Source organism: Butyrivibrio sp., from assembly GCF_015056685.1.
Lineage (GTDB): Bacteria > Bacillota > Clostridia > Lachnospirales > Lachnospiraceae > Butyrivibrio.
The window spans coordinates 1-20,458 of sequence record NZ_SVFW01000060.1; the positions used below are offsets into that span (position 1 = coordinate 1).

Sequence of the window (20,458 nt, forward strand, 5' to 3'; positions counted from 1 at the left end):
AGAGAGTATGTGTGGAATGTCTGCAAAAAGAACTACTATGACCTTGGAATAGATATGTTCTGGCTTGATAATTCAGAGCCGGATCTTGTTAAGTATGATTTTGATGCGCTTAGATACTATCTTGGACCGGGACTTGAAGTCAGCAATATCTATCCTCAGTATTATAGCAGGCTCTTTTACGAGAATATGAAAAAAGAGACTGATAAGCCCGTGGTAAATCTTTTAAGATCTGCCTGGGCAGGAAGCCAGAAATATGGAAACGTAGTGTGGTCAGGTGATGTACCAAGTACCTTTGAATCCCTTAAGGACCAGATCACAGCGGGGCTTAATATGGGACTTTCCGGCATTTCCTGGTGGACTACTGATGTTGGCGGTTTTATGACTGATGATGTAAATGACCCTGACTTTAAGCAGCTCCTTGTCAGATGGTTTGAATTTGCAGTATTTTCTCCTGTGCTTAGGATGCATGGGGATAGAGGACCTTACGATATTCCACCTCTTGATACCAGGGATTTTGGAGGCGGCTACCTTCACACAGGCCAGCCTAATGAGCTTTGGAGCTATGGAGAAGAAGTCTACGAGATCCTGAAAAAGCAATTGCAGCTTCGTCTTGAGCTAAAACCGTATATCAAGAGCCTGTTTGAGGAAAGCAGCAAAAACGGTTCGCCTCTTTTGAGAACTCTTTTCTATGAATTCCCTGAAGATGAAAAATGCTGGGAAACTTATGATGAGTACATGTTTGGACATTCGTATCTTGTTGCTCCTGTTACTGACCTTAACTGCTTTGAGAGAAAGGTATACCTTCCAAAGGGCAAGTGGAAGGATATTCGTGATGAAAAAGTTTATGAGGGCGGACAGACAATAACAGCAAAGGCACCAATCGAATCAATTCCTGTGTTCTGTAAAATCTGATATTGAATTTAAGAATAAAAACTCTCTGTATGCAGTTTAAAATAGCATATTGGGAGTTTTTTGTTTAGAAAAACACCTAGATTTTTTAGGGGTTATATGTTACGATATGCCATGTGTGTAACTTTAACACATTAAATTGTAAAAATGTTTAGGAGGAGCGAAAAATGTATTCACTGGAAGAAGTCAGGAAAGTGGACCCGGAGATTGCATCTCTCATCGAAAAAGAGGTTGCAAGACAGAATGATCACATTGAACTTATTGCGTCAGAAAACTGGACAAGCAAAGCTGTTATGGCAGCTATGGGGAGTCCTTTGACTAACAAATATGCAGAGGGTCTTCCCGGAAAAAGATACTATGGTGGATGTTTTGTAGTCGATGAAGTTGAAAAGCTTGCAATTGAGAGAGCAAAAGAGCTTTTTGGCTGTGACTATGCAAATGTTCAGCCTCATTCAGGCGCACAGGCAAACCTCGCTGTTCAGTTTGCTCTGCTTAAGCCCGGAGATACCATTATGGGTATGAACCTCAATCAGGGCGGACATCTTACACATGGTAGCCCAGCTAATATTTCAGGAACATATTTTAATGTAGTTCCTTATGGTGTTGATGAAAACGGCTTCCTTGACTACGACCAGATGTATAAACTTGCTGTAGAGCACAAACCTAAACTTATCATTGCCGGTGCATCAGCATACTGCAGAACAATTGACTTTAAGAAGTTCAGAGAAGCTGCAGATGCATGTGGAGCAATCCTTATGGTGGATATGGCACACATCGCAGGACTTGTTGCTGCAGGTGTTCATCCAAGCCCATTCCCATATGCAGATGTTGTAACTACAACAACTCATAAGACACTCCGTGGACCAAGAGGCGGACTCATTCTTTGGAATCAGTCAGCTCAGGATAAGTTTAAGATCAACAAGGCTGTATTCCCTGGAATTCAGGGTGGCCCGCTTGAGCACGTTATTGCAGCTAAGGCAGTATGTTTTAAAGAAGCTCTTTCTCCTGAATTTAAGAAATATGCAACAGATGTAGTAGAAAACTGCAAGGCTCTTTGCGATGGACTTATGCAGAGAGGAATCAAGATTGTTTCAGGTGGAACAGACAATCATCTTATGCTTGTTGACCTGACAAACTTTGGTCTTACAGGAAAAGAAGTTGAGGCTTGGCTTGATGATGCTCATATCACAGCTAATAAGAATACTATTCCTAATGAGCAGCAGTCACCATTTGTAACAAGCGGAATCCGTCTTGGAACAGCTGCTGTTACAACAAGAGGAATGAACAAAGCAGATATGGATCAGATTGCAGAAGCTATATCAATTGTTATTAAGAATAAGGGCGAAAAGAATGATGAAGCAAGAGCCATCATCAAGAGCCTTACAGACAAGTATCCGCTTGACTGATAAAAAAGCTTTGGACTTATAATAAAGTCCAAAGCTTTTTTTAACACATAAGTTGAAGTTTTTCCTGTAAGCATTCAAGCGTAATGTTGTCGGATTTTACTGAGACTTCGCCGTCGGTGTGTACCCACAGGGGAAGTAAAGGTTTGATGGTGACTTTTTTGACTACATGATGTCCTATTCCCTTTATCCAATAGTAGTTACCAAAGAAAGAGAAGGGAAGGGCAAACATCATTCTTAGTGGTGGCATGTCACCGGCAAAGACCAGATCAAACTTGCCATCAGACAGATCAGCCTTTGGAGCAAAGTTAAAACCACCGCCTTCATAGTGATGGATCATGGCAGCAATGAATATGAAACGCTTTAAATGTATAACTTCACCGTTATCAAGCTCGATGTCACAAGGAATCTTATCGGCTTTTAGAAGCTGTCTGATAGCTATAAGACCATAGGTGAGCTTTCCAAGACCTATTTTGTTTAGAAAGTTCTTTGTACCTGATGCAAGTGCTTCTTCGCAGACTGCTGCATCAAATCCGATTCCGGAACTAACGTCAAATATTCTTGTATTAGAAATTTCTTTTTCATGCAGCCTTGACATAGGAGCTGTCATAGAATTATAAGTGAGCTTTCCAAGATCAAGCTTTCGCAGAACCTTTCCCTCAAGGATTGCATCCAAAAGAGTATCTATATTCTGAGGATAGGAGAGGTCTCTTGCAAAATCATTGGAGGAACCAATTGGAATATAGCCGATTATAGTTTTGTCAAAGTCGGCGATACCGTTCATTACTTCGTTAAGAGTTCCGTCTCCCCCAAGTACAACTATCTTTGTATCTGTGTTTGAAGCTGTTATGTTTTGAGCAAGGGCTGTCGCGTCTCCGGGACCTTTGGTCATGTAAGCTGTGTAATCAATTCCTTTTTCGTGGAACTTAAGTTCTAACTTTTTCCAGATATCCTTTCCTTTTCCAGAACGTGCTGATGGGTTCACAATGCAGTGGTACATGTCACATCTTCCTTCGTGTATTATTGGGCTATATAAAGAAACCCTTTTACTATCATAATTATTTTATCTGATTATGTACAGAGACTTTATGTTCAAAACTTTAGAAGAAAAAATGATCCAATAATCATAAAATTCAGAGAATAATACAGATGTTTGGATGCTTTAATATGAAAGTGTATGGGAATTGCTTACTACGAAATACCACAATATGTAGGCATCTTTTTGTAAGGTAAAGTAATATGCAGAATTGTGTATAATGAATATACAATTAGAATAATATGCAGAATATTCAACAATAACATGCAAAATGTCAAAATAAATAAAAGAAATTAATAAAATGTGTTGACAAATTGGATGGATATAAATATAATAAAACCATCAAGTAAGAGTTACAAAAATACTTCTCCAATCAATATATAGTGAGATCGTAAATTGGAGAAAGAAAGGGAGGTACGGTCCAAAGGGATAGTTAATTAAAATATTCAGAGAAAGGATGGTACGGTCCACCAGCATACTAAGTTTAGTTTTATAAAAAAGTTTTAAGTTCGAAGTTCAAAGAAGTATCAGAATTACAGCAATTCAAGTACATGAGAAGTGGTTAGGGCATATTTAAATCTTGCAACCACAGCATATGAATGCAAATGTAAATGGAACGATGAGCTGAGAATCGGAGGAAAAGTCCATTGGACGCAGAAAATTTCAATTTAGATGATGAGTACTCGGTATAAGGGCAGAAGCAGGTAATACGATGAAGCTTCTGCCCTTGGTTTTTTATTTATCTGAATTTTTTGTGAATAGTGTGGAAAGTGAACGGATTGGTTCTTCATTGGGTGCACAAATTATGATAAAATAAGGAATAGAAAAAGTTTTGCATTTAATGGGGAATTTATGAGTAGATTGGAAGAACAGGATTTTGATGAGAAGCGAATGGCTCGCAGGAACAAAAGAAAAAGGAGCCAGCTCATTGCATATATATCACTGGCAGTTGTAGTCATTCTGATTGTTTTAGCTATAGTTTTTGGAGTTGTTTTCATAAAGAGCTTACTCGGCGGAGGAAAAACTGGTGCTTTTTCGGAAGAGGCTGGAGATGAAGCTGCATCTTTGGAGAGCAGTCAGGAAATAGTTATAGAAACTCCGGAAGCGGTTAGTGAACCCGAGGAAATGTCTGAAGAGGACATAATGGATGAGGTTGTATCAGATGTAATAGATACAATGCCTATTGAGGATAAGGTTGCAGGTCTTTTTATAGTTACACCTGAACAGCTTACAGGTGTTGCTACTGCAGTCAAGGCAGGAAGCGGAACACAGGATGCTCTTTCACAATATGCTGTAGGTGGAATAGTTTACTCCGCCAAAAACATCAAGTCAGAGGATCAGATAACTGAGATGCTTTCGACCACAACTTCCATGAGCAAGTATCCGCTATTTACAATGGTAAGCGAATGGGGTAAGGGAGCTATCAGCTCATCAATCGGTATTGATGGAATAGTGGATTATACAGATGCAGAGGCTGCTTCAGAAAATGGGTCAATAGTTGCAGCTTCTATGTATAAATATGGTTTTAATTTTGATCTTTCACCGAATATGGATATTACAGAAAGCGGAGTATTTGGCACGGATGCTGATACTGTCAAGGCTTTGACAGCATCATTGTCACAGGCACTTAGAAGTGAGGGAATATGGTCTTGTGCATATTCTTTCCCTAAACAGGGAGATACTTCTTCTAAGATGGAGCAGATCGATGATTCCACTGAAATGCTTGCAACCGGTGAATATTCATTGTTTAAAAATGTTATAGACGATGGAAATGTTACAGCGATCATGATCTCAAACTCATCATTCCCAAATGTGGTTGGAGATAACACTCCGGCTTCACTTTCATCAGTGATCATAGAAGATGAACTCAGGGGAGTTCTTGGGTTTGATGGCATAGTAATAACAGGTGCTCTGGATGATGGGGCCATCACAGAGTATTACACTTCAGATCAGGCTGCGGTCATGGCAATAAAGGCCGGAGCAGATATGATCTACCTTCCTGAAGATTTTGAGACAGCTTACAATGGACTTTTAGAAGCTGTCAATAATGGGGAAATATCTGAGGAAAGGATTACAGAATCTCTTAGCAGGATATACAGAATTAAGTATGCTGACAGGGTGGAGGAGATAACTAAGGAAAGCTAAGGCGAATGTAAGTGGGGAAGAAAAGTATTTAGGGAGAATAGACCGTAATGGATACCCTTGTAGTAGGTAGTAATGGTTATTTTTCGAAGGAATCTCTCGAAACTGCATTTGGAACAGACAATATAATACTTTGCGGACCAAAGCTTGAAAGCCGGAAAGAAGGTAATATCAGGTGGTTTAAAAAGTCTATCATGGGTGATGACTTTAAAACTTTATTTTTTACCTATGGCTTTGAGCGAGTTGTATTTGTGTCGCATTTTATAAATAAGGACAGCTATGAGGTGGGTGAGATAGAGCAGCTTCGTAATGTCCTTTCACTTTGTAGAAAGACAAAAGTAAAACAATTTGTTTATGTGACATCTGATGAGGCACTTCTTGATGTAGAAAACAGTGACTCTCTCATATACAGTTCTGTGGAATCTATCTGCAGATATTATGCTGAGCAATACCAGATTTCAGTAAAAATAATATACTCTCCTCATTTGATAAGTGGGCACTATAAAGATGATTTTTGGTGCCGTATTTTTGATGCCCTTGAAAAAGGAGAAAAGGTTGAGATAAGGGCAAGAGGCGATGAAATAGCAGACTTTTTGTCAATCGAAGACCTTTCAGACTTTTTGAGCAGACTTTTTGATGTGTGGGGAGAAGATGAAAGTGACAATGGCATCTATGAAACTATCTATCTTCGAAGTGGTGCAAGCACTACTTATGAAGAGGCATTTTCATCAATCAAAAAGATATACAAAAATGCAGATGTGGTTTTTGTCGGATCATCGATTAAAGGCAGACTTGAATACGGGCAGGATGTTGCAAGGCATTTTTATGGGTGGTTTGCCCAAAAAGATGCTGTTTCTGAAATTGGTGAGTATGTAAAGCAGTATCGTGAATTGTACTGCGTTAAAAAGAAAATCACCGAAATTATTAGAGAAAAGCTAAGAATAAACGGAAAGATAATGATGTTCCTTGAACTGATCCTGGGAGCATTTCTTGTTGAAGTTTACAATTATTATTCCGGTGGCAGTGTGCAGTTTAGAATGATTGATGTAAGACTTTTATTTGTTGTGCTTATGTCCCTGGTCTATGGTACACGAATTGGCGGAATCACTGCTATACTGGAGATCGTGTCCTTGGTACTTGCATATTACAGGCAGGGAACTAATGGCATTTTACTTTTCTATGATCCAAGCAACTGGATACCATTTATTCTTCTTATGGTCACAGCAGCGGTCTGCGGGTATATCAAACAGAGAAAAGATGAGGATATTGCCTTCATATCTGATGAGAATAAGCTGTTAAAAGAGGAAAAAGGCTTTGTTAACAGGCTTTATGAAGAAGCTATGGAATATAAGAATCAGTATAAACAGGATCTTATAGGAAGCCGTGACGGATTCGGAAGAATTTTTGATGTAGTTCAGAAACTCAGCACCACTGTGCCGGAAGAGATTTTTGCTGAGTCAATTCCTGTCATGGAAGATGTTCTTGATAACAGGTCCATAGCAATATATACGATCAATGATAAGGGTGCAAGATTTGCAAGACTTAGCGTTGCATCAGAGCAGATCAGTTCCAATCTCAAAAAATCCATAAATCTTGATGATTACAGACCGGTCATAGATGAAGTTTCAAAGGGGGAGATCTGGTTTAACAGAGACGTTAAAGAGGGATTTCCAACTTATGTTGCCGGAATAAAATCTGATGGTACCTTAAGCGTTTTGATAATGATCTATCACGTCGAGTATATTCAGATCAGCACTTATTATACGAACCTTATCAGAATTTTAAGCGGACTTATGGAGAACTTTATTATCAAGGCGTGGGAGTATCAGAAGGCTGTTGCTGATAAAACATACGTTGAGGGAACTTCAATCACTCAGCATGAGTATTTTGTACAGCAGTTCAATATTCAAAAAGAAATGGCTGATAATAAGCTCACAGACTTTAGGCTCTTTAGGATTATGCGAGAGAACAGAACTCTTACGGAAATTGATGAAATGCTTCAGACCAAGATCCGCAACAATGATATTGTGGGACTTGGCAGTGATAACAATATATATCTACTGGCATCGCAGGTGGATGACAGCAGTGAACCTATTGTATTAAAGAGATTCCAGAATATGGGGCTTAAGTGTGATGTAGTGGAGAGTGTAGGATGATAGTATTCATTTTTCTGCTCGTGCATTTTGCACTATGCCTTGCTGTATTCGTGTTAATGAAGCTTGGCGTATTAAAAATTGATAGTCTCATGATGGTCATGGTGATATGCATTCCGTTTTGGGGTGCTCTTTGTGCTGTGATCATAACCGTAATGGTAAATCTCGGCAAAGATGGAAATAAGAACGGCGACCTTGAACTTATGAGAAGTAACCTTCTGGATCAGTCTCTTTTGCCAAGGCAGGAGGCAGAATCTGATGACATTGTGCCTCTTGAAGATGCTCTTATCATGAATGATCCAACTGTAAGACGATCAGTAATGATGGATGTTCTTATGACTGATGTAAAAAAATATATTCCTGTTATCAATCAGGCCAGGATGAATGATGATGTAGAAGTAGTCCATTACGCTACAACAGCTATGGTTGAGCTTTCAAAAGAATATGAATTAAAGCTTCAGGAGTATAGCAGTGAGTATGCTAATAATCCGGGACGAGAGGGACTTCTTGATGAATACATCTCTTTCCTTGCCCAGTATATATCAAGTGGCATGGTTCAGGGACAGCTTCTTGAGATTCAAAGAAATACCTACCACCAGCTTCTTATAACCAAGCTTACGCTTAAGCCTAATATTGATGATTATGAAAAACTTGTTAAGAGTCTGTTGAATTCAAAATTATATATCAGGGCTGACGTAGCTCTTTCTACAATGGAGCAGAATTGGCCTTCGGATGAGAGAAACTGGCTTTTGAGGTTCAGATACTATTATGAGACAGGTGCCAGTACCAAGTTAAAAGAAATGATAAAAAATACAGCTGGTAGCGGCAATTACTATTCAAGAGAGATAAGAGAAATAGTGAAGCTGTGGGAAAAAGAGGAGATGGGAGCATGAAGAAAAGACATTTTTATGTTTTGATAAATGTGGCCATCGGCTTTTTTGCCATATTTTTGCTTCTCCTGGTTGAGAGGATTGGAATCCTTTACAAGGGAAATGCTGAAAAGGTGACTCTTTTGCCAAGTGACAATGTTGTGAATATGAAGGAAGCTTCGGGAGAAAAGAAATGTCTTTTGATCATAAATACAAATGATGGCACAAGTAATCTTATCTATCCTCAGTATGAACAGATACTTAAGGATATGAGAGTATACTACGATACACTTGATCTTGCAGGCAATAAGATAAGTGAAGGCATGTTTTCTGGCAGCAAAAGTGCATATGAAACGGTTGTTGCAGCTATCAGCGACTATTCTGTCATGCAAGAGGACATTTTTATTCTGACAGACTGGGTAAAAGAGGGTGGAAGACTCCTTTTGGGAATAACGCCTATGAGGTCAGATAACTTCGATATCATTAGTTCTAAGCTTGGAATAATTGAAATGGGAAATAATTTTTCATCAGTTTCAGATTTTGTTTCTGAGAAAGATTATATGCTTGGCGCAGAGAAAACATACTATATAGACGATGCTTACGAATCTTCACTGGTTGTTCAGCTTGAGTCCTCGGCCAGAGTTTATGCCCACACTTCAGATGATAAGCCGCTTGTATGGAGTTATAAATATGGAGATGGGAAGTTTGTTGTGTGTAACTTCAGTTATGTTTCAAAGGCATACAGAGGCATATATTCAAGTGCTTATACTCTTTTGGAGGATGTTTTTGTCTACCCGGTTATAAATGCTTCTACATTTTATCTGGATGATTTTCCCTCACCAACTCCTTCAGGTGATGGTGAGTATATCAGAAGAGATTATGGTATGGGAATCGCTCAGTTTTATTCAGCTGTGTGGTGGCCCAAAGTCCTTGCACTTGGGGATAAGCACAATATTCCATATACAGGACTTATTATTGAAACATATGAAGATGATACCGGCGAAGAACTTCCTACCAACAAGAGCACTGCGGATTATTACTACTACGGAAACATGCTTTTGAACAAGGGTGGCGAAGTAGGATATCACGGCTATAACCACCAGCCTTTATGCGGGCCTGACTATGTATATGAAGATGATATCGGATATAAGGTGTGGGAGAGCTATAATGCCATGTACAACTCCCTTGATGAACTCACAAAGTTTTCTACCGGCATTTTTCCGGGTTCTGAGCTGAGTGTATATGTTCCGCCTTCTGATGTTTTATCCCCTGAGGGAAGGCAGCTTATAAGTGATGAGTTTCCCAATATCAAGACAATAGCAAGTATTTATTTTGAGGGACCCGATGCATATTCTCAGGAATATGAGGTTTCAGAGGATGGAGTTGTAGAAACTCCAAGAATAGTGTCCAGCTGTATTATCGATGATTACATGAAGCTGGCGGCATTTTCAGAGCTCAATTTTCATTTTGTTACATCTCACTTTATGCACCCGGATGATCTTCTTGATGAAGACAGAGGAGCAGCTATTGGATGGAAACAGCTTAGTCAGAATCTTGATGATTATATGACCTGGATAGATGAATCTGCTCCGGATATAAGACACCTGACGGGCTCAGGAATGGCAGGCGCTGTTCAGCGCTATGTCAATGTGATTTCTGACACGGAAGTAGATGACCAAAAACTTACAATTAAGACGGAAGGACTTATAGATGATGCTTTTTACCTTATAAGAGTTTCAGAAGGGGAACTTGTAAGCGCAGAAGGTGGATCTTTGAAGAAACTAAATGGCACTTTGTATCTTCTTGATGCAAATCAGGAAACTGTAACTGTGACAAGGAAATAGACTATGGAAATATGCCTTATTTTGGAGGGAAGTTATCCCTATACATACGGTGGAGTGGCGTCCTGGATGCACGGTTATATCCAGGCGCTTCCTGAGCATACTTTTATTTTATGGGTGATTGGTGCTCATGCCAGGGATAGAGGCAGATACAAGTATGAGCTTCCGCCAAATGTTAAGGAGGTTCACGAAATCTTTTTGGACGACGCTTTAAAGGTAAGAGCGGGTAAAAAAGACAAATTCAAACTGTCAAATGAGGAAAAAGAAGCCGTAGAAAAGCTTATAGATTGCGAGAGCCCTGATTGGAATCTGCTTTTTAACATGTATCAGGATAGACATTATAATCCTGCAAGTTTTCTTATGAGTGAGGAATTTCTTGAAATATTGACAAGGCTCTGCAAAGAAAAATATCCATATGTGGCTTTTGCGGAGACCTTCCACACGATCAGATCCATGCTTCTTCCTGTACTGTATCTTCTTGGAAGTGAAGTTCCGGAAGCGGATATATATCACACAATATGTACGGGATATGGGGGACTGCTGGCTTCTCTTGCGGGTTATAAAACAGGAAAACCTATCATGCTTTCTGAACATGGCATCTATTCAAGAGAAAGAGAAGAAGAGATAATAAGAGCCCAATGGGTAATACCTGCCTTTAAAAGACAATGGATCAAATTTTTTTACATGCTGTCTGATGCAGTATATAAAAGAGCTTCCTATGTCACCTGTCTGTTTGAAAACGCCAATAAGATACAGGTTGAGCTTGGGGCTGATCCGAAGAAATGCAGGGTTATTCCAAATGGAATAAGATACGAGAGATTTTGCAACATTCCTTATAAGGAAGATGATGGTTTTGTAGACATTGGGGCAGTTATCAGAATTGCTCAGATAAAAGATGTAAAGACATTAATATACGCTTTCCACGAACTATCAGGAATGAGAGACAATGCAAGGCTGCACATTCTTGGAGGCGTTGATGATGAGGAATATGCAGAGGAATGCTATCAGCTGGTGGAGAGCCTTGGACTAAAAAATATCAAATTTGTTGGACAGGTTGATGTGGTGAAATACATGGAGAAGCTGGATTTTACTGTGCTTACTAGTATTTCGGAAGGACAGCCTCTTTCAGTTCTTGAATCCTTTGCTTCAGGAAGGCCTGTTGTTACAACAGATGTTGGATGCTGTCGTGAACTTATAGAAGGGGCAAGCGGAGACTTTTTCGGAACTGCGGGCTTCATTGCACCGCCTATGCACAGAGAGGGGCTTGCAAAGGCTATGGACAGAATGTGCAGCGACAGAAATAAGCGAATTGAGATGGGACAAAACGGAAAGAGGAGAGTTGAAAAGTATTTCCAACACCCGCAAATGATGTACAGGTACAATAAATTGTACAATATGATCGAATATGGAGTTGATTTATAAATGGCAGGTATAGGATTTGAGTTAAAAAAGCTCTTTAGAGCCACAGGTGTCCTGTCGATGCTGAAAGCCTACGGCTATACGGGAATGGTCACAGCAGGTCCAATGCTGCTGGGGGTACTTTTCCTTCTTAGCATCAACTATATTGGAAGGGCAGCAGGGCTGCAAAAGCCTGAACAGGACCTTCTGGTATGCATGATAACATATTGTCTTTTGGCATCCATGATGATTGGCAGCATCTTTTCTATGGTAATGACCAGGTATGTTGCAGATCTTTTGTATGAGGAAAAAGAAAAGGATGTAATACCTTCAATGGAGGGAATACTTGGATTTGAGATGCCTTTTGGCGGCATTTTATGGATCATATTTTTGTTAAATGCAGGAATTGACCTTATGCTGTGCATTCTCAATTTTGTCTTATTTATGGAGCTTATAGTGGCCTGGACACAGATGAACTATCTGACTGCAGTCAAGGATTATAAAGGTATTCTTATGTCCTACGTTTATGCCATTATTTTTTCTGTTCTTACTGCGATGTTTGGCTGTGCTTTTTTAGGAGTATCCCTACATATCCTGATGCTCAGCGTAAGCGTCGGATATGGCGTTATGATCGTATATGACATGATCCTTTTGTATGGATACTTTCCAAATTCCATGGAAAATCATTTCGCTTTTCTTCCTTGGTTTGACGAGTACAAAGACCTTATGCTTGTTGGCTTTTTTACAAACTTAGGGTTATTTTCTCATCTTGTCATAGCCTGGATGAGTGATGTGGGAATACAGATAAAAGGCCTTTACTATGGAGCGCCTCAGCATGATGTGGCTGCGCTTTTTGCCTTTATCACGATTCTTATTACCACCATCAATTTTGTGGCATCGGTTGAAGTTAATTTTTATCCAAAGTACAGGAGATATTATGATCTTTTTAATGGAACAGGATCAATTGTTGAAATAGAGCAGGCTGAAAATGAAATGATAACTGTTTTGGAACACGAGCTTGTTTACACAGCCAGAAGGCAGTTTTATGCCACGGCACTTATTCTTTCCGTGGGACTTGTGTTTTTGGAAAGACTCCCACTTGGATTTGATTCTCTGATGGAAGGGTACTTCAGAGTGCTGAGCGTTGGCTATGGAGCTTACGCAGTAGGTAATGTTCTCATGCTTATCCTTATGTATTTTACGGATTATGAGGACGCGAGAAATTCAGCGATTCTTTTTGGAGTTTCATCTACTGTTCTCAGCGCATTGTCACTGCTTCTTGAAGCAAAATATTATGGATTTGGATTTGCTTTAAGCTGCATAATCTATTTCGTTTTTGCACTTTTTAAACTTATCAGTTATACCCAAAAGCTTCCATATCATATCCTGAGTTCACAGCCTATTGTGGCTGAAAGGCATTATGGCTTCGGAAGTAAACTCTATGCGTTTATAAGCAGGAATCAAAAAGCTGCATAAGAAAGGCACTTTTATGAAAAAGAAAAAGAAAAAAAGTATAGGAATAGTATTTGGATTTATTGTGGTAGCGGCAGCTATTGCCGGAAGCAATATATATAACTACTATTTTAATACGGACAATCAGTCACAGGCAGAAACAGAGACTTTTTTGCAGGTGATAGATAATAAGAATATCAGTACGGATGAAAGTGGTGTCAGTCACATTCGAGATGTTGATGCCCTGTATGAAGACGATGGAATGGATGTAGTTACTATGTATCTGACTGTCAGACAGGGCAATGAGATTGAAGGAACGAACCATACCTGGGAAGAGGTCAACTCACATTCTGCCTATTATTACGATGAACTGGGTATTCCAAGGTATAAGGTGGAAGCTCTTTTGCAGGTTGGAACAGAAGAGGGAATTCCGGCGGGAAATCTTGGATTTGGCAGGACAGCTCCTAATGCGACTGTTCAGATAAGAGGTCAGAGTTCCAGTAAGAATGTTCAAAAGAACTATAAGATCAAGCTCAAAGAAAATCAGGGAAATTGGAATGGACAGACTACTATAGACTTAAACAAGCACCAGACTGACGGACTTAGATTTAGGAATAAACTGGGATTTGATATTTTGAAAAATGTGGACCAGCTAATGAGCCTGAGAACTCAATTTGTTCATCTTTATGTCAATGACCTCACAGATGGAAGTGATGACGGATTTGAAGATTATGGCTTGTATACGCAGGTTGAACAGCTCAACAAGACAGCTCTTAGGGCCCATGGACTTGACAGATATGGTCAGCTCTATAAGGTGAACTTTTTTGAATTTTTCAGATATGAGGATGCTATAAAACTCGAGACAGATCCTGGATATGATGTAAGTAAATTCCAACAGTACCTCGAGATAAAGGGGGATAGTGACCATACAAAGCTCATTGATATGCTTGATGATCTTAATGATTATTCAATTTCCATAGATGAAGTGCTGGATAAGCACTTTGACAGAGAGAATCTTGAATATTGGCTTGCGTTTAATATTTTGACCGGAAATGTTGATACACAGAGCAGAAACTGTTATCTTTATAGCCCTAAGAATGAAAATGTGTGGTATTTTATTAGCTGGGATTTAGATGGTGCATTCAGGATCAAAGAAAATGAAATCCTTACAAGAACAGATTATGGAAGCTGGGAAAAAGGTGTAAGTAACTACTGGGGTAATGTACTGTTTAACAGGTGCTTAAAATCTGATAGCTTTAGAGAAGAGCTCGATAGAGCAATCCTTGATCTAAAAGAAAATGTTATTACTCCAAACAGGATCAGCGAGATGATAACAGATTACAGGGCAGTCGTAGAACAGTATTTATGGAACGCTCCTGATATCACTTATGAACAGCTGACTCCCGAGCAGTATGATGAGGTAGCATTGGAACTGCCGAATCAGATTGAGGAAAACTATGAGCACTATCTTGCATCTTTGGAAAAGCCATTACCTTTCTATGTGGGAGAACCGGTTATCGAGGATGGAAAGCTTCTTATGAACTGGGATACTGCCTATGATTTTCAGCAGGATGACATTACTTACAAGGCAGTTTTATCCAGAAACTATGATGGAGAAGACGTAGTGGCAACTTATGAGGGTGTATGGACAAAGTTTAGCTGCGATGTTCCGGAGCCTGGTGAATACTTCCTTTCGGTCAGGGCCTATGATGATAAAGGCAATTCTCAGGAGTGTTTTGATTACTACGAAGAAGCCGAAGTTGGAAAAACATATGGAGTACTATGTTTTTATATAAATGAAGATGGTACAATAGACAGGTATACGGTCGTAGAGTAACCAATATAATTAGTAAAGCGGTGTATATATGGATAAAACCTTTAGACATGAGTGGAAATACCTTATCAGCTATGGGGAGTTTGAAGCCTTAAAACCAAGGCTTGCGCCCTACTTCAAACTGGATCCTAATGCAATAAACGGAGAATATCTCATAAGAAGTTTGTATTTTGATGACTTTTTTAACAGTGCTTACGAAGAAAAAGATATGGGTGTATTCTTCAGAAAAAAATACAGGATCAGGATTTATAATTTTTCTGATAAAGGTATTAAACTTGAAAGAAAAATCAAAAACGATAAATATATTTATAAAGAAGCAGCAAGCCTCACAAAAGATGAGGTATACAGGATAATTGACGGAGACTACGGATTTCTTTTGCAAAAGGATAATAACCTGCTAAAAGAATTCTATGTTGAATGTGTGAGCAATGTTCTAAGGCCAAGGGTTATTGTGGATTATGACAGGGCCCCATATATTCATGATGGAGGAACTGTCAGGATAACCTTTGATAAAAAGGTCAGGGCAGCGATCGGGAGCTATGATATATTTGATCCTACCCTTCCGACTCTTAATGCGCTTCCGTCAGATAAACTTATTATGGAAGTGAAATACACAGAGTTTTTACCGCAGCTTGTAAGGGATCTGTGCCCGCCAGCATCCAGCGAGTTTACGGCTGCATCCAAATTTGTTTTGTGCTGTGATAAGACCGCATACCTTTATGGTAGCGATAATTATGTAGATGAGAGGAATATTATATGAGCGTTAAAGACATGATCAAAAAATCAATTTTAAATTCTGATGCATATTCAACTTATGATGTTGGAAGCATTGCAATTGCACTTTTAATTGCACTTTTGTTAGGAATTTTGATCTACCTTGTATACAGAAGATTCTATGCAGGTGTCATTTTTTCAAAAAGCTTTGCAGTAACCCTTATTGGTATGTGTGTTCTTACATGCATGGTTACTCTGGCGATCAGTACCAACGTTGTTATTTCCCTTGGTATGGTAGGTGCCCTTTCTATTGTCAGATTCAGAACTGCAGTCAAGGATCCCCTTGATCTTTTGTACCTGTTCTGGTCTATAACAACCGGTATTACTGCAGGCGCCGGAATGTATGCACTTACACTTGTAGCAGCTGTTATCATGATAATCATGATCGCTATTTTCTATTCAAGATCATCAAATGGCAAGATTTATATTGCTGTTATCCATTATGAGGGAACAGAGGCCGGAGATGAGATTTTAAGAGCATTTGGTAAAAAGAAATACTTCGTTAAGTCCAAGACTATGCGCGGCGATGTTACAGAGCTTGCTGTAGAAGTTAATGTTAAGGGCGATGACTTCTTCTTCGAAGAAAAGATAAGAAACATTGACAATGTAAAAGATGTAACACTCATTCAGTATAATGGGGAGTACAATGCGTAAAAATAAGCTGATGCTGCTGTTTATATTTACTCTTCTTGCAGCGGTTTTGGTTGGAGCATTCTACATGTTCTTTAATTTCAGAAAAGAAAAAGTATTTTACTATAAGGCAGATGATGGCGTTTATCCCAATCCATATATGGGATTTGCGCCTGATTGTGACAGCGTGGATCTATGTCAGACAAGTACTCTTGTTTATATGAACCTTAAATGGAGAGAGCTTGAACCTGAAGAAGGCGTTTATGCCTGGGATAACATAGAAGCTGACAATCATCTGGATGAATGGAGAAAAGAGGGCAAGCATCTTGTCCTTAGATTTGTTTGCGATTATCCAAAGAGTGAAGAACATATGGATATTCCGGACTGGCTCTATGAAAAGACAAAAGATGGTGAGTTCTATACAATAGAGTACGGGTGCGGATATTGCCCTGATTACAATAATCAGGTATTTATCAGCGAACATGAAAAAGTTATAAATGAGATCGGAAGGCATTTTTCAGAAGATGGGTTCCTTGCTTATGTTGAGCTTGGAAGCCTTGGTCACTGGGGAGAATGGCACACATATTATCCCGCAGGAATTCCTAAAATGCCTCTGACAGAGATCAGAAGCATTTACGTGGGGCACTATGTAAATGCTTTTCCTTATGCAAGGCTTTTGATGAGAAGACCTTTTGCAGAGATGCCTGAAGACTTTGGAGTTTTCAATGATATGACAGGAGCAGAAGAGGATACTCTGGAGTGGCTTGACTGGATAGAAAACGGCGGTGCTTATAATGCAACCAAAGAAGAAAATGGTCTTAGAAGTGCTCCTGATGTATGGAATGTTGCACCTGTGGGCGGAGAATTTACAAGTTCAATACCTATGAGCACTATGCTTGGAGATGAACTTGATAAAACCCTATCTTTACTTAAAAATTCTCACATGACATTTATTGGACCGATGGTTCCTGAATGCCCAAGAGGGGATGAAGGAGTTTCAGAAGGTGCATTAGATGTCTTAAGGACTGTCGGCTACAGATACAGGGTCAGCTCACTTAGCATGAAAAATGCAGTAAATAATATTACGGAAATCGGAATAACAATGACAAATGATGGCGTTGCGCCGGTGTATTTTGATCTTTTACCATATTTATATATTGAAGATCAAAATGGCAGGGTGATGGACAAATGCCTGATTTCTATCGATCTAAAAAAACTCTGTCAGGATCAGGAAATACAGAGCACAGTAAGGATTTCAAGTGATCTGTTAAAAGAAGATGGAACAAAGATCTACGTGGGGATAGAAGAGCCGGGGAAGAATGAACCAACAGTATATCTGAATATGCAGGCGGACAGAGAAGGGGCAAAATCTCTTTTGTGGGAGAAATGAGAGCTTTTTTAATCAGAATACGGTTGTAATGTGTTAAGAATAATGCGCATGGATTTTGAAAAACTTCGAGATTATTTGTGATTGTTGCCTATTACCTTAAATCTGAAAATGAGTAAAATATAAAATTAGGCTAAAGAAAATAAAATATTGGTTGTCGGTTGTGTTTCGGCAATCAGGTTGTAACTGGACGTATGTGAAGTGAAAACCTTTGCATGCGTTCTTTTTTATGGAGGTAAAACAATGCATCAGAATACAAACAGATATCTTGCAGAAGAAAAGATAGGAAAACTTCTGCTTAAATTTTCTATCCCGTGTATCATGTCGCTTCTTGTATCTGCACTCTACAACATAGTGGATCAGATATTTATCGGAAGAGGTGTGGGTTATCTTGGTAATGGCGCTACAAATGTTGTATTCCCGATAACGGTAATATCACTTGCTATCGCGCTTATGATAGGTGATGGGTGTGCAGCTTACCTTAGCCTCTGCCAGGGCAAAAAGGATATTGAGAGTTCAAATAAAAGTGTTGGCAATGCTGTGACTTTGCTTGTACTTACAGGTGTGGTGATGGCTGCTATCTTTGCAGTGTTTAAGAATCAGATTCTTGCAGCATTTGGTGCTACAGAAAACAATTTTGCTCTTGCCGACGAGTATTTTAATTTCTTAATTATCGGAATTCCTTTCTTTGTAGTAGGAAACGGCCTTAATTCAATCATCAGGGCGGACGGCAGTCCTAAGTTTGCAATGATCACAACACTGATCGGATGCCTTCTTAATGTAATCCTGGATCCGATTGCCATATTTGTTCTTGGTTGGGGTATGATGGGAGCTGCCCTTGCAACGATAACCGGACAGATAGTGACGGCAGTCTGCGGCCTTGTATATCTTACGAGAGCAAAGTCTGTGAAGCTTGATAAAAGGAGTTTTATCCCTGATAGAAATATTATTTCAAAATTTTTGCCTCTTGGAATCAGCAGTTTTCTTACACAGATTTCGATTGTGGTTATCATGGGAGTAATGAACAATGTTCTCGTCACCTATGGTGCAAGAAGCAAATATGGTGCAGATATTCCTCTCACAGTTGTGGGAATAGTCATGAAAGTATTCCAGATAGTGATCTCTGTATGCATTGGAATAGCAGCAGGATCACAGCCGGTTATTGGATATAACTATGGAGCAGGAGAGTATAAGAGGGTAAAAGAGCTGTTTATCACAATAGTGAAGGCAGAGGCAATAGTAGGAGCTGTCGCGCTTATCCTCTTTGAGGCATTCCCTCTTCAGATAACAGCGATATTCGGAAGCGAAGACGGACTATACAACGAGTTTGCTGTAAAGGCATTCAGGATATTCCTGTCAATGATCATATTCACCTGTATCCAGAAGTCAGTAAGCGTTTTCCTGCAAGCACTTGGCAAACCTTCTATGGCAATGGGACTCTCACTCCTTAGAGAATTTATCCTTAGTGTTCCTCTTGCAATAGTTCTGCCCATGTTCTTTGGTGTAGAAGGAGCATTATATTCCGCACCCATTGCAGATATTGGAACACTTATTGCTGTAGTGATCATGTCAGCTATTACATTGAAAGAACTTAATAAAAAAATATCTGAGGGACCTGCAGCTGAGCCTATGATGGATGTGGCTTAAAGGTTTAGAGAGAGAAAATGGGTCATGTTTCGGTTTGCAAAACTGAGGCATGGCTCTTTTTTGTTTATTATCACGGTAGACCCTCAAACCAAACCCTCAAAGTAGCCCCTCAAAATGATTGACCCTCAAAAACTTTGAATACCTTGATTATCTGTATAATCTAAAGAAATTGGTAATTGATTGGTAAGAAATTGGCTCCATACGCCACCATTGACTGGACCTGAGGACAACGCTTTGGTCTATGAGCCGACGGTGAGGATGATGGGAACAGTAGTAAGATTCATGCACCGTCGGATTGAGAATTGTAGCGTTTTCCTCAGAACCCGTCAATGGCAGGCACCTGCGGTGTGGCTAGGTGCAATTGCCTCGGGATCCAATTCCGAGAACAGTAGGGGTGGCTGCTTTCAAGGATGTATGTGACTATATGTCTGCGTCTTTCAATGTAAAGAGAGCGATGATTCTGTTTTGGAAATATAGCCTGATTTTTGAGATTACAACACCATTCGACAAGGATTTTGACGTGTGATTTTGGGCATATACGGCCTTATTTGAGGTTACCACACCATTATATAGAGATCATATGCCTAAAGTTCACTCATCCAATGGATGTGGCAATCCATTTTTTCTCGTATATGCCCAGTTTCACTTCCTGAAAATTCTGTCGATGGATGTGTTAACTTAAAAACATGGCTATATACCCAATTCGCTTTGACAATCCGAATTTTCTATGTTCCATTCAGTCCATATGAACGTGAAGAATAATGGTTTGAGCATATAGGCTGATTTCAAGTCTCGAGCCACCTGTTAAAAGGTGGCTGCTGATTTTTATAACAGCGATTTTCTGAGATATAGGATAAAACCTGAATTTCTATCGAAATCCACTTTGATAATACCTATCATGACCAGAAACATGACCTAAGTAAAAGAAAAATACAAAATAGGTCATGAATTTTGTAGCAGTTTAAGCATTATCACGATAAAAA

At 39.4% G+C, this 20,458-nt stretch carries 14 protein-coding genes; 13 read left to right on the plus strand and 1 reads right to left on the minus strand.

Annotated elements, in window-relative coordinates:
- The coding region (locus E7303_RS16110; protein WP_292146428.1) for a glycoside hydrolase family 31 protein at positions 1 to 912 on the plus strand (912 nt) is incomplete at its 5' end.
- 164 nt (positions 913 to 1,076) lie between these two features.
- Positions 1,077 to 2,315 (plus strand): serine hydroxymethyltransferase, encoded by a 1,239-nt coding sequence (gene glyA / locus E7303_RS16115; protein ID WP_292146429.1) that lies wholly within the window; start codon positions 1,077 to 1,079, stop codon positions 2,313 to 2,315.
- Between the two features lie 40 nt (positions 2,316 to 2,355).
- Here the strand turns inward: glyA and E7303_RS16120 are convergent, their stop codons facing one another.
- Positions 2,356 to 3,312: a diacylglycerol/lipid kinase family protein gene (locus E7303_RS16120; RefSeq protein WP_292146430.1), complete on the minus strand. Its 957-nt coding sequence runs from the start codon at positions 3,310 to 3,312 to the stop codon at positions 2,356 to 2,358.
- An 888-nt stretch (positions 3,313 to 4,200) separates the two neighbouring features.
- Here E7303_RS16120 and E7303_RS16125 point away from each other — a divergent pair.
- From E7303_RS16125 to E7303_RS16175, 11 genes are all read left to right on the plus strand, one after another.
- Positions 4,201 to 5,493, plus strand: coding sequence for a glycoside hydrolase family 3 N-terminal domain-containing protein (locus tag E7303_RS16125; RefSeq protein ID WP_292146431.1), 1,293 nt, complete (start codon positions 4,201 to 4,203; stop codon positions 5,491 to 5,493).
- A 47-nt stretch (positions 5,494 to 5,540) separates the two neighbouring features.
- A complete protein-coding gene (locus E7303_RS16130; RefSeq protein ID WP_292146432.1) occupies positions 5,541 to 7,646 on the plus strand; it encodes an NAD-dependent epimerase/dehydratase family protein in 2,106 nt (701 codons plus the stop codon).
- Entirely contained in the window at positions 7,643 to 8,536 is an 894-nt protein-coding gene (locus E7303_RS16135) for a hypothetical protein (RefSeq protein WP_292146433.1), read from the plus strand. Before E7303_RS16130 ends, E7303_RS16135 begins: the two co-directional genes overlap by 4 nt.
- On the plus strand, positions 8,533 to 10,356 hold the full coding sequence (locus E7303_RS16140) for a DUF2194 domain-containing protein (protein WP_292146434.1): 1,824 nt from the start codon (positions 8,533 to 8,535) through the stop codon (positions 10,354 to 10,356). Before E7303_RS16135 ends, E7303_RS16140 begins: the two co-directional genes overlap by 4 nt.
- Positions 10,357 to 10,359: 3 nt before the next feature.
- Positions 10,360 to 11,775, plus strand: coding sequence for a GT4 family glycosyltransferase PelF (gene pelF, locus E7303_RS16145; RefSeq protein WP_292146436.1), 1,416 nt, complete (start codon positions 10,360 to 10,362; stop codon positions 11,773 to 11,775).
- On the plus strand, positions 11,776 to 13,227 hold the full coding sequence (gene pelG / locus E7303_RS16150; protein WP_292146437.1) for an exopolysaccharide Pel transporter PelG: 1,452 nt from the start codon (positions 11,776 to 11,778) through the stop codon (positions 13,225 to 13,227).
- A gap of 13 nt (positions 13,228 to 13,240) precedes the next feature.
- A complete protein-coding gene (locus E7303_RS16155) occupies positions 13,241 to 15,040 on the plus strand; it encodes a CotH kinase family protein (RefSeq protein WP_292146438.1) in 1,800 nt (599 codons plus the stop codon).
- A 28-nt stretch (positions 15,041 to 15,068) separates the two neighbouring features.
- Complete coding sequence (locus tag E7303_RS16160; protein WP_292146439.1) at positions 15,069 to 15,797, plus strand: polyphosphate polymerase domain-containing protein; 729 nt, start codon at positions 15,069 to 15,071, stop codon at positions 15,795 to 15,797.
- Complete coding sequence (locus tag E7303_RS16165) at positions 15,794 to 16,465, plus strand: DUF4956 domain-containing protein (RefSeq protein ID WP_292146441.1); 672 nt, start codon at positions 15,794 to 15,796, stop codon at positions 16,463 to 16,465. The genes E7303_RS16160 and E7303_RS16165 overlap by 4 nt, the downstream gene beginning before the upstream one ends.
- Positions 16,458 to 17,831 carry a DUF4832 domain-containing protein gene (locus E7303_RS16170; protein ID WP_292146442.1) on the plus strand — a complete coding sequence of 458 codons (1,374 nt, stop codon included), beginning with the start codon at positions 16,458 to 16,460 and terminating at the stop codon, positions 17,829 to 17,831. The genes E7303_RS16165 and E7303_RS16170 overlap by 8 nt, the downstream gene beginning before the upstream one ends.
- A 240-nt stretch (positions 17,832 to 18,071) precedes the next feature.
- Positions 18,072 to 19,475 (plus strand): MATE family efflux transporter, encoded by a 1,404-nt coding sequence (locus E7303_RS16175; protein ID WP_292146443.1) that lies wholly within the window; start codon positions 18,072 to 18,074, stop codon positions 19,473 to 19,475.
- Positions 19,476 to 20,458: the final 983 nt, after the last annotated feature.

Bases quoted from the DNA above. Each gene is read 5' to 3' on its own strand.
- E7303_RS16120 (WP_292146430.1), bottom strand. From the start codon at position 3,312: ATGTACCACTGCATTGTGAACCCATCAGCACGTTCTGGAAAAGGAAAG.
- E7303_RS16140 (WP_292146434.1), top strand. From the start codon at position 8,533: ATGAAGAAAAGACATTTTTATGTTTTGATAAATGTGGCCATCGGCTTT.
- E7303_RS16175 (WP_292146443.1), top strand. From the start codon at position 18,072: ATGCATCAGAATACAAACAGATATCTTGCAGAAGAAAAGATAGGAAAA.
- pelF (WP_292146436.1), top strand. From the start codon at position 10,360: ATGGAAATATGCCTTATTTTGGAGGGAAGTTATCCCTATACATACGGT.
- E7303_RS16130 (WP_292146432.1), top strand. From the start codon at position 5,541: ATGGATACCCTTGTAGTAGGTAGTAATGGTTATTTTTCGAAGGAATCT.
- glyA (WP_292146429.1), top strand. From the start codon at position 1,077: ATGTATTCACTGGAAGAAGTCAGGAAAGTGGACCCGGAGATTGCATCT.
- E7303_RS16170 (WP_292146442.1), top strand. From the start codon at position 16,458: ATGCGTAAAAATAAGCTGATGCTGCTGTTTATATTTACTCTTCTTGCA.
- E7303_RS16125 (WP_292146431.1), top strand. From the start codon at position 4,201: ATGAGTAGATTGGAAGAACAGGATTTTGATGAGAAGCGAATGGCTCGC.
- E7303_RS16165 (WP_292146441.1), top strand. From the start codon at position 15,794: ATGAGCGTTAAAGACATGATCAAAAAATCAATTTTAAATTCTGATGCA.
- E7303_RS16160 (WP_292146439.1), top strand. From the start codon at position 15,069: ATGGATAAAACCTTTAGACATGAGTGGAAATACCTTATCAGCTATGGG.
- E7303_RS16135 (WP_292146433.1), top strand. From the start codon at position 7,643: ATGATAGTATTCATTTTTCTGCTCGTGCATTTTGCACTATGCCTTGCT.
- E7303_RS16155 (WP_292146438.1), top strand. From the start codon at position 13,241: ATGAAAAAGAAAAAGAAAAAAAGTATAGGAATAGTATTTGGATTTATT.
- pelG (WP_292146437.1), top strand. From the start codon at position 11,776: ATGGCAGGTATAGGATTTGAGTTAAAAAAGCTCTTTAGAGCCACAGGT.